A 14,560-nucleotide genomic window follows, 5' to 3' on the forward strand; every position below is an offset into this window, starting at 1 on the left:
ATCACAATTTAGTAAACGTTCTTCGAAAGAATGACTGTACTTACAAAGAGCACCTTTCGGGGTGTTCTTTTTTTATTGACACCTTGTGGATTTATAATTAGAAATCTCCTTGAAGGGTATCAGGTAAATGAAAAATTTGGCGATCATATCCTATTTCTTCGTACTTTAGTCTAATACCTATAATGTAAAAAACTCTAGCTATCAGGTAGTTGATAGTTAGAGTTTTTTCTATTCATATGATTTAATGAGATTAAATAAGGCTTCTACTTCTGATGACAGTGTAGCTGATTTGAGATAAGCGTAATAAACTGTAAATGTTATCTGGTCCTCCGGTACTAGAGGAATTTTTATTAAATCATCATCTTCATCAGAAAGTGCGATATCAGCCAGCAAACTAAGGCCAATCCCTTTCTTTAAAAGTTCTTTAATGATGACAATGTCGTCACTCTTAAAGAATATTTCTGCCTTGTTTTGATACTTTTGATTAAGCAGTTCAAAAGCTTTCAAGTGAACAAAGTGTTCGTCTAAAAGTATAAAGGATTGATCTACTAAATCTTCAAAAGTGAGGGAAGGAGCGGTAGCAAGAGGATGGTTCTTAGACAAAACGACATACAGTTCTTTATGAAAGAGTTCATGTGTCTCTATTGAAGGATGATTGAGTGGTTCAATCAAGCCGAGTAGACTTGCATCAAGGTCTCCTTTGAGGAGAAGATTTAATAATTCTACGGAGCCACCGCGGATCGGGCGTACCTTTTTTAAAAAATCGAATTGATCTTTTTCGCTTAAGGCAGCAAAGAGATACTGAATGATAATAGGAGGGAATCCTACAGTAGAGTATTGGGCCAAGGAACGATTGATTTCTTTGCGAGTAGAAATGACCTCAGGTAAGATCTTTTCTGTATGCTTTAGAAGGATTTGTCCTTGAGGAGTGAGTTTGAAGGAACGATGCGAGGGATCGTGGTGAATCAATTTGCAATTAAAAGATTCTTCTAAGCGCTTGATGGCATAAGAAATAGATGGTTGGCTGACTTTGTGTTGTTTTGCAACTTCCGTATAGGATTGAAGCTGGCAGAGGTCATAAAAATATTGTAGATCTTTTAAATTCATAGGGGCTCACTTTCATTAGTTGGAGAAGGAAAATAAGTGGAAATCACCAGATAAATAAATTTTATCCGTATCCTACAATTTGACTATACGAGTATTCACCGGTTAAAATGTAAGTGAGTCAGGGATATCAAAGGTTATCTAAGATACTTTCAAAAATGACCAACATCTTTTCTCGTTTATCAATAGGGAGTTGTTTAACCTTCATGTTGATTCTTTTGAGTGAAAAATTGTCGGTCTTATCAGAGGTTGATTCAAGGCTATCAAAATTGAAAAATTCCTCTGGGGTCATCTTTAGGGCGACAATCACTTTTTCAAGACTGTGAATGGTCAGATTCACATTTTGGTTTTCAAGTTGATTGATATACTTAAGCCCGAGCCCCGCTTGTTCCGAAAGTTCTTCCTGGCTCATTTTTTTCTGTGTTCGAAAATATTTCACTTTTTGGGAAATATATTGTTGTAAATAGTTTTTATTCGTCATATAAATAGAATACAAGTTTTGCATGACAAAAAAACATCTTAAAAAATACAAAGTATTGTATAACAAACTTACATAATATTTATTTTAATTCGGATTGCCAATTTGTATGATTAGTTTCTTTTACTCGAAACTTTTAGTAAAGAGTGATCATCGAGAGTTTTATGAGTTCAGAACTTTATAAAATATAACAGCTTAAAGTGTCATTAATAATGGTGTTTTAACTATAAAAGAGCTTATTAGAAAATTGCCTTCGTAGACTCATTATAACATATGCGTACACAATAGTATTTTTTAAACAACAAAGTTTTCCAAACAATTCATTTTAAGTGGTATAATAGAATTAAAAAGGAGGTTGCACTATGACTGCACATGATATTTTAAACAACCCTTTCCTCAATAAAGGTACTGCCTTTACCTTAGAGGAGCGAAAGGAACTAGGTCTTATTGGTTTACTGCCACCGTATGTTCAAACGATTGAAGAGCAAGCGGCGCAAACTTATGCACAAATGCAAACAAAAGCCAATGATTTAGAAAAACGTCTTTTCCTAATGGAAATTTTTAATACCAACCGGACTCTTTTCTATTACCTCTTTTCTCAACATTTGGAAGAATTCAATCCAATTGTATATGATCCAACCATTGCAGATACCATTGAAGGCTATAGTGACCTCTTTGTAGACCCCCAATATGCGGGATATCTTGATATCAATCATCCTGAAAATATTGAAGCTACTTTGAAAAATGCCGCTGGGGATCGCGAGATTCGTCTCATTGTTGTAACAGATGCAGAAGGAATCCTTGGAATCGGTGACTGGGGAACAAATGGTGTCGATATTTCTGTTGGGAAATTGATGGTCTACACGGGTGCTGCTGGAATCGATCCTTCTATGGTTCTTCCTTTAGTTATTGATGCAGGGACTAACCGCGAAGAACTTCGTAACAATCCTAATTACTTAGGAAATCGTCACGAACGGGTTCGCGGAGATCGTTACTACGACTTCATTGACCAATTTGTTCAAACAGCAGAACGTCTCTTTCCTAAACTCTACCTTCACTGGGAAGACTTCGGTCGCTCGAATGCTGCCAATATTCTTGAAAAATACCGAAAACAAATTCCAACTTTTAATGATGATATTCAAGGTACAGGAATCGTTACCCTAGGTGGTATCTTTGGTTCACTGGATATTAGTGGTGAAAAATTAACAGATCAAGTTTATCTCTGCTATGGTGGTGGTACTGCGGGCGCAGGAATTGCCGCTCGTGTTCTTCGTGAAATGGTGAGTGAAGGTCTTTCTGAAGAAGAAGCCTATAAACATTTCTTTATGGTTGATAAACAAGGTCTTCTCTTTGATGACATGGATGACCTGACCCCTGAACAAAAACCGTTTGCTAAGAAACGTGCCGACTTTAGTAACGCAGACAAGTTGACTGACCTGCTTGAAGTAGTGAAGACTGTGAAGCCAACCATTCTTGTAGGAACTTCAACTCAACCTAATACCTTCACTAAAGAAATAGTAGAAGCTATGTGTGAAAATACAGAACGTCCGATGATCTTCCCTTTGTCAAATCCAACCAAACTAGCAGAAGCTAGTGCCAAAGATTTGATTGAATGGTCAGATGGCAAAGCTTTTGTCGCAACAGGAATTCCTGCTGATACAGTTTCTTATAAAGGTGTCGACTATGTGATTGGTCAAGCCAATAATGCCTTGATTTACCCAGGTCTTGGTCTAGGTATGCTGGCTTCTGAAGCAAGTCTTTTGACTGATGAAATGATTGGAGCAGCAGCTCATTCATTGAGTGGTATTGTTAATCCAGGCCAACCAGGAGCTCCTGTCTTGCCACCATTTAAGTATGTAGCAGATGTTTCTATTAAAGTAGCAGAAGCAGTCGCTAAAAAAGCACAAGAGCAAGGTCTTGCGCGTGCTAAGGAAACAGATATGGCCAAAGCAGTTCGTGATTTGAAGTGGTATCCAGAGTATAAATAATTCACTGCTGCTGTCTATCCTTCGCTAGCGACAGATTTGTATGGGCTGTGGACTTAAGTAATTTAGAAAGGATACCTATGTCACTCTTTTTAACCTCGATTACGAGTATCATTCCGATTATCGCTATCATTGTTTTGGGGTATATTCTTCAGGTGAAGGGATGGTTTGGAGATGCCTTTGGACCTAACCTATCTCGTTTGATCATGAATGTAGCTTTGCCAGCGTCAATCTTTGTGTCAGTAATGAAATACCTAACACTAGATAAACTAATCAGTCTTTCTGGAGGTCTCCTTTATACATTTGTGGCCTTTATCTTGGGCTATATCGTAGCTTATATTGTAGTTATGGTTTTCAAGGTTCGTCCAGGACGGCGAGGAACCATGATTAATACCTTTGTGAATGCCAACACTATTTTTATTGGTTTACCTTTAAACGTTGCTCTTTTTGGGGATCAGGCTCTTCCTTATTTCTTAATTTACTATATCACCAACACGATTTCCACTTGGACATTGGGCGTGTATTTGATGACGAGCGATAGTAAATCGGGTCAAAGCAAGAAGGAAACTAAATTTGATTGGAAGAAATTACTACCAGCCCCGCTTGTAGGTTTTCTTGTGGCTCTGCTATTTTTGATTCTCCGAATCTCTATTCCAGATTTCGCAACGAATACCTTAACCTATGTTGGAAATATCGTCACTCCCCTATCTCTGATTTATATTGGTATCGTTCTTGCAAAGGCAGGTTTGAAAACTATTACTTTTGATAAAGATACAATTGTCACTTTAGTTGGACGCTTTATCCTAGCTCCTCTAATCATGCTTCTTGTATTGAAATTCTTTGCTCCAAATATGGCGACAGTAGAATTTAAGACCTTTATGATTCAGTCCGCTACACCAGCTTTAGCTGTTCTTCCGATCCTTGCTAATCAGGGAAAAGGAGATGTGGAATTCTCTACGAATGTGGTGACTCTAAGTACGGTTCTATTTATCGTTGTTATTCCAATATTACAAACTTTGTTAGGATAAGAAGGAAGAGGATAGGATTGAAAGTTTTGCGTTAAGAAATTGCACTATTTTCTTGAAATAAAAATCGGCAGAAACTCTTCGGACGTTTCCTATCAAGCGCTTTTGAGCTGTCCTAAAAGCCAAACTTTTCAAACTAGGATTGAAAAAAGCTTGTAAAGCTAGCCAGTTCTCTAAACGTTAATTCGTTGATGGGTAGCAGAATACAAACGAAAACACTTTGCATCTTGCAAGGTGTTTTTTTCTATGAGAACTGGCGGTGCGCAATTAGGATAGCTCTAGCGACTTTAGTCGCTTACAAATGTGGCTGCAACCTGACGAAGTCAGTTGCCTCAAAAGGTTCATCAACACGATACTATCAACGTTTCGAAACACTTCGTGGTTCATGCCAAGGGGTATTTTTTGATGGTTTTTAGCAAAATTCACACCACTAGTCTTTGTTTTATACAATTTCTTCCTAGTATCAGTTTAGTATGATATAATTAAATACGAATAATATAAAGGAGTTATAAATGAAAATAGGAAAAGGCATCAATTGGATTTTGATTCTGTTAAGTTGCTTAATTGCTATAGTACTGATAAGTTTTATGTTCTTCTTTAATCATAAAAAGCAAGATGTAGAAGCAGTAAATGCTACAACAGAACAGGTTTCTACCACTAGTACAACAACCACTAGTACAACGACTACTCAAGATAGTGTTACGACTACTGAGGAAAAAATCTCGACACAAGAAGAGCAAACGAATGCTGAATCACAAAAAATAGATGAGCAAGCCATTCTAAATGGAGATTTCTCGACTCTAGTTGGAACTTGGAGAAATGGACTTGGGCAAGAATTTACATTCGATAAAAATGGACTAGTAAACAGTAGAAACATTGAAAAAAAGAGCATGGGTAGCCATGGAACGATTGAATTTAGCATTAGAGATGGTATCTCAGGCTATGGAATGAGTATTTATCCTGCTGGACTTATTATGCCTGGGTTAGATACTGATTTAACTCAAAATAGGCTGATTGCTGGTCAAGCTGCTCCAACCAGATCAGAACAAGTTTTTTATAAAGTAGACTAAATGATTAACCATCTCATCAAATTTGAGATGGTTTTCTTCTTTATTTGTAAGTCATGATTATTTTATGAAGATGAAGCAAGTAGGGTTCAAAAACAACTTTCAGAGGCGTTCCAGCTTGTTTAGCAAGATGTTGGAATTTATGAGGACCTTGATGGATATTATTTTTCTTCATAGTATGTTGTGTTATATGTTGTGTTATAATGTAGATACGATATGAAAAAATTAAGATATCTCTTTAAATGTCACTTTGTGTGAACATGAGTACATTTGAATTTATAGAATGATAGGAAATGGTTTACAATGATAAGTTTAGAGCTGATGTCTGAAGAAAATAGCATAGATGTTTATTCTTTTGAAAAAGAAAATCGGGAGTATTTTGAGCGGAATTTACCTCCTAGACCAGCTCACTATTTTGACTTAGAAGGTTTTAAAGAAATTACAAGGGAATTGTTAAGGGAACAAGAGAATCATGATGTCTATATGCATCTTATTAGAGATGCACAAGGTACTATGGTCGGAAGAATCAATTTAAGTGTTTTAGGAAAGGATAGAAAAATAGCAGAACTTGGATATAGGATTGGAGAAAATGTTACTAATTTAGGATATGCAAGCGAAGCAGTTAAACTCGTTTTAGAAAAGGCCTTTACTACTTATGGTTTACATAAGATTATCGCAGGGACGGCAAGGGACAATCTGGCTTCTCAGAGAGTGCTTTTAAAAAACGGTTTCACCTTTAGTAAAATCATAGAAAATGACTTTCAAATGAATAACGAGTGGATTCATACGGCAGTATTTGAGATAAGGAATCTATAGCATCATCATTCCCAATAGTCTGCTAAACCTCAACATTCCTAGTAGACATTCGTCTGCTTTTATACGGAAAATATAGTAGAATGAATCTAGAACAGTACACCAAGGCTGCTAAAAATGTTTTAGAATCTATATTGTATTACTCTAAGTTCAATCCGCTATAGCATTCTTTGTTCTTGTTTTTAGTTCTCTATCGTCATGATTACAAGCCAATTTGTATCTATAATACTTCTTTATTAGCCTTGTTTCTTGTCAAACTTTTTAATCCTCAGATCAAGACGAATATCTTATCAGCTAGTTTTGCTAGGGGATTTAATATTCTATTGAATACATCAATTGTCTGTTATCTTTACTTTCCTGAGTTAAAAACTCTTAGTTTTAGTCTTTTCTTATTCTTTTGTTTACTATATTTTATAAAAATTTTTATCATTCCTTTATGTTTGGTTTCTAGTCAAAATTCTAAGTATGATCCTTATCTAGTCCATAGTAATTTCTTTAAGAGGAATGCTTCATATGTGATGCATGTTTAATTTTATAAAAATGCTGACTTTCTACTTTTTGGTAGGAAGTTTTTTATTATTTCCATATCGAAATAGTTGACAGATGTAATTTAGGGTGTTACAATAATTAAAAAGTTCGATATAGAATAAAAAAGGAGACAAAATGGACAAGATGTTAGGGGGATACCAAGCTCTACAGATTCGATTGTTAAACGGGCGTATCTTTCAAAAACTCTTGAGCAAGCAACCAGATGCTCAATACAGAAGTGAACAGGGAAAAATTTTAACGATTTTGTGGAAGCAAGAGTTGGGGTGCGCTACAGCGACCGATATCGCTCTTGCGACGGGTCTAGCCAATAATACATTGACCAGTATGGTTAAGAAATTGGAAGAACAAGGCTTGGTCACGATTCAACCTTGCACACAAGATAAAAGGAAAAAATATATCTCTTTGACAGAATTAGGTTGGGAACAAAAAGAAATTGGAGACCGTGTCAGCAAAGAATTGGGTGAAATTTTCTACCAAGGCTTTTCGGATCAAGAAATCCAAGAATTTGAAGCTTATCAAGAGCGTATTATCTCAAATCTAAAAGCTAAAGAAAATGACATCTAGGGAAAGGAAGTAACAGTTATGATCGGAATTACAGGTGTAACAGGGAACTTAGGCTCCTATGTGGCTGATCTTGTCGATAAAAAAGGAATCGCCTCAGTCCATCTAGCACGAAGCCCAGAACGTGCAAAGATCTATGAGTCAGCGGAAATCCGTAGAATGTCCTATACCAATACTCCAGAGGTGGTTGAGGCCTTAAAGGGTATCGATATCTTGTTGATGGTTTCTGCTAGGGAAAATCCAGAGCGTGTCAAGGAGCACAAGGAGTTTTTAAATGCTGCAAAGCTAGCGGAGGTGCAACATATCGTTTATACTTCCTTTTATGGGGCAGATGAGAAGGCAACTTTTACCTTGTCTCGAGATCATGCCCAGACGGAAGCCTATATCAAGGAGTTAGGGTTCACCTACACTTTTTTGAGAGATAATTTTTATTTGGACTTCTTGATTGATATTGCACTTGAAAATGGAGAAATTCGCGGTCCGGCTGGTAGTGGCCTGGTATCAGCTGTTGCCCGTAAGGACACATCTAGGGTTGCAGCAGAAATTCTTTTAAATCCTAAGGAGTGGGAAAATCAAAGCTTGAATTTGACAGGGCCAGAGAATCTTTCTATGCAAGAAATCGTAGCGCTCCTCTCAAAAGAGAGCGGTAAGACCATCACGTATGTAGATGAATCATTAGAAGAAGCCTATGAGTCACGAAAAAAATGGCCAGCACAAACTTGGGAGTACGATGCCTGGGTCAGTACTTATACAGCGATTAAAGTTGGGGAACAGGCTGGGGTTTCAACAGATATCGAAAAAGTCTTAGGGCATCCAGCAAGCAGCCTATTGGATATTCTTAGAGATAGAAAACTTATTGAGGAAGAACATGATTGAATACAAACATGTGGCCTTGCGCTACACGGATAAAAATATTTTAAAAGATGTCAATCTCCGTATTGAAAATGGAGAATTCATGGTGCTAGTGGGTCCTTCAGGATCTGGTAAGACCACTATGATCAAGATGGTCAATCGTCTTTTGGAACCGACAGATGGCAATATCTATATGGATGGGAAACGCATCAAAGACTATGACGAACGGGAGCTACGTCTCAGTACCGGCTATGTCCTTCAAGCCATTGCCCTATTTCCTAACTTGACAGTTGCGGAAAATATTGCTCTCATTCCTGAAATGAAGGGCTGGACGAAAGAACAAATTGCTTCTAAAACAGAAGAACTCTTGAACAAGGTTGGTCTCCCTGCTGCAGAGTATGCTCATCGGTTACCAAGCGAGTTATCTGGTGGGGAGCAACAGCGGATTGGCATTGTGCGAGCCATCATTGGGGAACCAAAAATTTTATTGATGGACGAACCTTTTTCAGCCTTGGATGCTATCTCTCGCAAGCAGTTGCAAGCTCTCACCAAAGAATTGCACAAAGAATTCGGGATGACGACCATCTTCGTTACCCATGATACGGACGAGGCTTTAAAATTGGGCGATAGAATTGCTGTTTTACAGGATGGAGAAATTCGCCAGGTCGCAGAACCTGAAACAATTTTACAAGCGCCTGCGACAGACTTTGTAGCAAACTTGTTTGGAGGTAGCCTTCATGTCTAATTTGATTTCAACCTTTCATGAGCGATTTAGTGAATGGGTAACAGCTCTGGGACAACACCTACAATTATCGCTTTTGACCTTATTGGTCGCTATTTTTCTAACCATCCCACTTGCGGTTTATCTAAATGGTCACAAAAAGGCAGCGACCTGGGTGCTACAAGTTGCGGGTATCTTCCAGACAATTCCTTCAATGGCTTTTTTGGGGCTCTTTATTCCTTTCATGGGGATTGGGACCTTACCAGCCCTCACAGCTCTTGTCATTTATGCTATTTTCCCGATTTTGGAAAATACAATCACAGCCCTGAACGGCATTGATCCTAGTCTTGAGGAGGCAGGGATTGCTTTTGGGATGACCAAGTGGGAGCGACTCAAGAAGTTTGAAATTCCACTGGCCATGCCTGTCATTGTATCGGGGGTTCGTACAGCAACCGTTATGATCATTGGGACAGCGACTTTAGCCGCTCTTGTGGGAGCTGGAGGATTGGGATCCTTTATCCTTTTGGGTATTGATCGTCGGAATGCTAGTCTGATTTTAATCGGGGCTATTTCATCGGCTATCTTGGCCATTCTCTTTAATGTCATTCTCAAATGGTTGGAAAAGGCAAAGTTGCGTACAATTGTTGCGGCCTTTGCTGTTATGTTCCTTGGTTTGGGAGTTAGTTATACTCCAAGCATTATTCCACATAATGAGAAAGACAATCTCGTCATTGCTGGGAAGTTAGGACCTGAACCTGAGATTCTCATGAATATGTATAAACTTCTCATCGAGGAAAATACGGATATGACGGTGACGGTCAAGCCTAACTTTGGGAAGACAGACTTTCTTTACCAAGCGCTGAAAAAAGGGGACATTGATATCTATCCAGAATTTTCTGGGACAGTGACGGAGAGTCTCCTCCAACCATCTCCAGAAGTTGGGCATGACCCAGAAAAGGTTTATGAAGTTGCTCGTGATGGTATTGCTAAACAGGATCAACTAGCCTTTCTCAAACCCATGGCTTATCAAAATACTTATGCAATTGCAGTTCCCAAAAAGATTGCGCAAGAATATGGACTGAAGACGATTTCAGACTTGAAAAAAGTAGAAGGACAGCTCAAGGCGGGATTCACTCTGGAGTTTAATGACCGTGAGGATGGAAACAAGGGCTTGCAGTCTGTTTATGGATTGAATCTCAATGTGGCAACCATGGAGCCAGCTCTTCGCTACCAAGCCATCCAGTCAGGGGATATTCAAATTACAGATGCTTACTCAACAGATGCTGAAATTGCTCGCTATGATTTAGTGGTTTTGGAGGATGATAAACAACTCTTCCCTCCATACCAAGGCGCTCCACTGATGAAAGCTAAATTACTCGAAAAACATCCTGAGTTGGAAGCTATTCTTAATAAACTAGCTGGTAAAATCACCGAGAGCCAGATGAGTCAGATGAACTATCAGGTTGGTATTGATGGTAAGGATGCTTATACTGTTGCACATGATTTCTTGGTGGAACAGGGATTATTGAAGAAATGATGAGGCAAGAAGAAATACAAGAGACTCTTTTGCGACTCTGTAAGCACTATGGAGAACAAAATTGGTGGCAATCGGATAACAAGCTTGAAGATCTGGTATCGACTATTCTTATCCAGCGAACATCTGAGAAAAATGCTAAGTTGGCTTTAGCTGGTCTTATGGATGTCATGACAGTAGAGGGTATCCTAGGGTTATCACTAGAAGATTTACAGGAACGTATTCGACCTGCTGGATTTTTTAAGCAAAAGTCTCAAACGATTAGGGGACTTCTAATCTGGCTAAGAGAAAATGGTGGTTTTGAGGTTCTTGCTAGGATTGGAACAGAAGATTTACGGAAGCAACTTTTGGAGTTAAAAGGGATTGGACCAGAGACTGCAGATGCACTTTTACTATATCTTTTTGATCGTTCAGTTTTTATTTCGGACGAATATGCTAGAAGACTTTTTCGACGATTAGGATTTGGAAATTTTGATACCTATAATGAAATGCATGCTGTTTATTGTAATGTATTGGAAGGACTCACTCTCAAACAATGCCAAGAGATTCATGCTGTTATTGATGAACATGGGAAAGCTTTTAGCAAAAGTAAAGGCCAGTTAGACGAAAGTTGGTTACGATAAAAAAATTCTAAGGCTCCTTGTCTTAGAATTTTTTTAGTTAATGTACTTGCTTAAAAAATCATAATTTGATCAGATTACTAAATAGAAAGTAGAGGCAAAATATTCATGGTGAATGGAATATTTGAATGATAGAATGTTGACAGGTATTTTTCTTTTGAGTGGATATGAAATCTATAGTTGTGTTTGCTACTTCATCCCCATGACGTCTAAGTAAAATCTCACTACTTGATCCTCCGTGTAAGATTTCCCCTTTTTCAGCCACCAGGTCAATGTTTCGATAAAGTTAGTTACAACATAGTGTTTGAGATAAGAAGCAGGAATATTAGGATAGGAAACTTGCAAGTCCTCTGCGACCATAGGATAAACATGGTGTTCCAATTCTTTCTGCAATTGACGGAGGAAGTAGTCGTTTTTAGAGAAAAGAAGACTGGTGACGTGGTCCTGATTTTTCTTAAAATGTGAAAAGATATGTGTCAAGTAAGCATTTGTAGTTATATTTTCCTCACGTTCAAAAAGATGATGAAAGAGATAACGGCAGAGCTCGTCTAGGAGTAATTCCTTGCTCTCATAGTGACTGTAGAAGGTGGAACGACCGACATCTGCTAGGTCAATAATCTCCTGAACAGTGATGGATTCAAAATTTTTTTGATTTAGTAATTGTAAAAAAGCAGTATAAATAGCTTTTCGAGTCTTGGTAATGCGACGATCTTGAGCAGTCATATGGACACTTTGAACAAACTGTTCATTAACTTACAAAGTAAACAGTTTGCCCCTATCCTTTCTTTTCGGAGTAAGAGATAATACTAGTAAAGGAAATAATTATACTACAATTATACCAAAGGAGGATGGGAAAATGTCAACGAAAGGTGCTGTTTGGTTAGCTTTTTTCTTAAATTTGAGTTATGCCATTATTGAGTTTATCGCAGGAGGGATTTTTGGTTCTAGTGCTGTGCTTGCTGACTCCGTTCATGACTTGGGAGATGCAATCGCAATTGGGGTATCAGCCTTTCTAGAAACAGTCTCTAATCGTGAAGAAGACAGCCACTATACCTTGGGCTATAAGCGCTTTAGCCTCTTGGGGGCCATGGTAACGGCTGTGATTCTAATAACAGGGTCTGTTCTCGTTATTTTAGAAAATATAACGAAACTCTTTAATCCACAACCGGTCAACGATGAGGGAATCTTATGGTTAGGAATCATTGCTGTTAGCATTAATGTGCTGGCAAGTCTAGTAGTTCGTAAAGGAAAAACCAAGAATGAGTCTATTCTGAGTCTTCATTTTCTGGAAGATACTTTGGGTTGGGTGGCCGTCATCCTAATGGCCATTGTTCTGCGATTTACCGACTGGTATATTCTGGATCCGCTCTTATCTCTTGTCATTTCCTTCTTCATTCTGTTAAAGGCTATTCCACGTTTTTGGTCTACTCTCAAGATTTTCTTGGATGCTGTGCCAGAAGGAGTGGATATCCATCAAGTAAAGAGTGATTTGGAGCAACTGGACCACATAGCTAGTATCAATCAGCTCAATCTCTGGACCATGGATGGTTTGGAGAAAAATGCTATTGTCCATGTTTGTCTAAAAGAAATTGAACAGATGGAGCTTTGCAAGGAATCGATTCGAACCCTACTCAAAGATTGTGGTTTCCAAAATATCACCATTGAGGTTGATGCAGACCTAGAAACTCACCAAGCCCATAAGCGAAAGGTCGAAGAGTTGGAAGTAGATAAAAGTCATGAACATCATCATCATTAATGAGACGTAGTATAAATGAGCGAAAGTTTGCTAAAAAGTGTATACTAAAGGTAGTTAGATACAGAGAGGAAATTTTATGAAATCAGCAGTTTATACTAAGGCAGGTCAGATTGGTATTGAAGAAGTCAAGCGTCCAAGTATTCAAGAATCAGATGATGTTATTATCCGTGTAGTTCGTGCTTGCGTTTGTGGTTCAGACCTTTGGAGCTATCGTAATCCAGATATCAAAGCGGGTCATAAAAATAGTGGACACGAAGCGATTGGAATCGTTGAAGAAACTGGAGAAGCCATTACAACGGTCAAGCCCGGTGATTTTGTGATTGTACCATTTACTCATGGTTGTGGGGAGTGTGATGCCTGTCGTGCAGGATTTGATGGTTCTTGTGACAATCATATCGGAAATAACCTAGGAGGGAATTTCCAAGCTGAATACCTCCGCTTCCACTATGCCAATTGGGCACTTGTTAAAATCCCTGGACAACCGTCTGACTACACAGAAGGGATGCTTAAATCTCTCTTGACTCTAGCTGATGTCATGCCGACAGGCTATCATGCAGCGCGTGTGGCAGATGTGAAACCAGGGGATAAAGTTGTCGTTATTGGCGATGGGGCTGTTGGGCAATGTGCTGTCATCGCAGCTAAAATGCGTGGCGCTTCACAAATTATCCTCATGAGTCGTCACGAAGATCGTCAAAAAATGGCCTTGGAATCAGGAGCGACAGCTGTTGTAGCTGAACGAGGAGAAGAAGGCATTGCCAAGGTGCGAGAAATTCTCGGTGGTGGAGCAGACGCCGCTCTTGAGTGCGTCGGTACTGAAGCGGCTGTTGAGCAAGCACTGGGTGTCCTTCATAATGGCGGTCGCATGGGATTTGTAGGAGTTCCACATTATAAGAATCGTGCTCTTGGTTCAACCTTTATGCAAAATATCTCTGTTGCAGGTGGAGCAGCTTCTGCGACAACATACGATAAGCAATTCTTGCTTAAAGCTGTCCTTGATGGTGAGATCAATCCAGGCCGTGTCTTTACTTCAAGCTATAAACTGAAAGATATTGACAAAGCATATAAGGCTATGGATGAACGTAAGACCATTAAGTCTATGATTGTGATGGATTAATACTCTTCGAAAATCTCTTCAAACCACGTCAGCTCTATCTGCAACCTCAAAACAGTGTTTTGAGCTGACTTCGTCAGTCTTATCTACAACCTCAAAGCAGTGCTTTGAGCAACCTGCGGCTAGCTTCCTAGTTTGCTCTTTGATTTTCATTGAGTATAAAAAGAAAAACCTAATAGAGATTTGAGAATTTGTACTGATCCCAAAAAGTTAGACAATTAATTTAAGCAAAGGATTTAGTTCTGTATTGTACAGGACTAAGTCCTTTTCTACCATTTGTCAAGTATATCAAGGTATTTGATGAAAAATAGTTTGATTTCCATAGTCAAACTAAGGAAATTGTCTTTTTCTGAACTAAAGTTTAGTGAAAAAAGTGTACACTAA

Annotated in this window: 14 protein-coding genes; 11 read left to right on the top strand and 3 right to left on the bottom strand. The window is 38.6% G+C overall.

Features of this window, described 5'->3' with window-relative positions:
- Positions 1–228: 228 nt before the first annotated feature.
- Both QM867_RS09365 and QM867_RS09370 read right to left on the bottom strand, forming a co-directional pair.
- Positions 229–1,107 (bottom strand): LysR family transcriptional regulator, encoded by an 879-nt coding sequence (locus QM867_RS09365; RefSeq protein WP_153225459.1) that lies wholly within the window; start codon positions 1,105–1,107, stop codon positions 229–231.
- Between the two features lie 127 nt (positions 1,108–1,234).
- Positions 1,235–1,585, bottom strand: a complete 351-nt coding sequence (locus QM867_RS09370; RefSeq protein WP_414315641.1) for a helix-turn-helix domain-containing protein — start codon at positions 1,583–1,585, stop codon at positions 1,235–1,237.
- A gap of 359 nt (positions 1,586–1,944) precedes the next feature.
- Between QM867_RS09370 and QM867_RS09375 the strand changes: the two genes are divergently transcribed.
- The 9 genes from QM867_RS09375 (at position 1,945) to QM867_RS09415 (ending at position 11,312) form a co-directional block, all read left to right on the top strand.
- Positions 1,945–3,570: a malolactic enzyme gene (locus QM867_RS09375; RefSeq protein ID WP_153225461.1), complete on the top strand. Its 1,626-nt coding sequence runs from the start codon at positions 1,945–1,947 to the stop codon at positions 3,568–3,570.
- 77 nt (positions 3,571–3,647) lie between these two features.
- On the top strand, positions 3,648–4,595 hold the full coding sequence (locus QM867_RS09380) for an AEC family transporter (protein ID WP_153225462.1): 948 nt from the start codon (positions 3,648–3,650) through the stop codon (positions 4,593–4,595).
- Between the two features lie 509 nt (positions 4,596–5,104).
- Positions 5,105–5,662, top strand: a complete 558-nt coding sequence (locus QM867_RS09385; protein WP_153225463.1) for a DUF6287 domain-containing protein — start codon at positions 5,105–5,107, stop codon at positions 5,660–5,662.
- A 300-nt stretch (positions 5,663–5,962) separates the two neighbouring features.
- Positions 5,963–6,475 (top strand): GNAT family N-acetyltransferase, encoded by a 513-nt coding sequence (locus QM867_RS09390; protein WP_248035789.1) that lies wholly within the window; start codon positions 5,963–5,965, stop codon positions 6,473–6,475.
- A 660-nt stretch (positions 6,476–7,135) separates the two neighbouring features.
- The gene (locus QM867_RS09395; protein ID WP_311522556.1) at positions 7,136–7,585 is read left to right on the top strand and encodes a MarR family winged helix-turn-helix transcriptional regulator; all 450 of its coding nucleotides are present in this window, start codon (positions 7,136–7,138) and stop codon (positions 7,583–7,585) included.
- 18 nt (positions 7,586–7,603) lie between these two features.
- Positions 7,604–8,458, top strand: coding sequence for an SDR family oxidoreductase (locus tag QM867_RS09400; protein ID WP_311522555.1), 855 nt, complete (start codon positions 7,604–7,606; stop codon positions 8,456–8,458).
- On the top strand, positions 8,451–9,179 hold the full coding sequence (locus QM867_RS09405) for an ABC transporter ATP-binding protein (protein ID WP_311522554.1): 729 nt from the start codon (positions 8,451–8,453) through the stop codon (positions 9,177–9,179). The genes QM867_RS09400 and QM867_RS09405 overlap by 8 nt, the downstream gene beginning before the upstream one ends.
- Positions 9,172–10,692 carry an ABC transporter permease/substrate-binding protein gene (locus QM867_RS09410; protein WP_414315640.1) on the top strand — a complete coding sequence of 507 codons (1,521 nt, stop codon included), beginning with the start codon at positions 9,172–9,174 and terminating at the stop codon, positions 10,690–10,692. Before QM867_RS09405 ends, QM867_RS09410 begins: the two co-directional genes overlap by 8 nt.
- A complete protein-coding gene (locus QM867_RS09415; RefSeq protein WP_075231492.1) occupies positions 10,689–11,312 on the top strand; it encodes an endonuclease III domain-containing protein in 624 nt (207 codons plus the stop codon). The genes QM867_RS09410 and QM867_RS09415 overlap by 4 nt, the downstream gene beginning before the upstream one ends.
- 186 nt (positions 11,313–11,498) lie before the next feature.
- On the opposite strand, the gene QM867_RS09420 is transcribed toward QM867_RS09415, so the two are convergent.
- Positions 11,499–12,032, bottom strand: coding sequence for a TetR/AcrR family transcriptional regulator (locus QM867_RS09420; RefSeq protein ID WP_075231491.1), 534 nt, complete (start codon positions 12,030–12,032; stop codon positions 11,499–11,501).
- 133 nt (positions 12,033–12,165) lie between these two features.
- On the opposite strand from QM867_RS09420, the gene QM867_RS09425 reads away from it, so the two are divergent.
- Together QM867_RS09425 and QM867_RS09430 are read left to right on the top strand one after the other, a co-directional pair.
- Complete coding sequence (locus tag QM867_RS09425) at positions 12,166–13,065, top strand: cation diffusion facilitator family transporter (protein WP_315639822.1); 900 nt, start codon at positions 12,166–12,168, stop codon at positions 13,063–13,065.
- Positions 13,066–13,141: 76 nt separating this feature from the next.
- Positions 13,142–14,179 carry a zinc-binding dehydrogenase gene (locus QM867_RS09430; RefSeq protein WP_315639821.1) on the top strand — a complete coding sequence of 346 codons (1,038 nt, stop codon included), beginning with the start codon at positions 13,142–13,144 and terminating at the stop codon, positions 14,177–14,179.
- Positions 14,180–14,560 lie beyond the last annotated feature (381 nt).

This window comes from Streptococcus infantis (assembly GCF_047463635.1).
Taxonomy (GTDB): Bacteria; Bacillota; Bacilli; order Lactobacillales; family Streptococcaceae; genus Streptococcus; species Streptococcus infantis_W.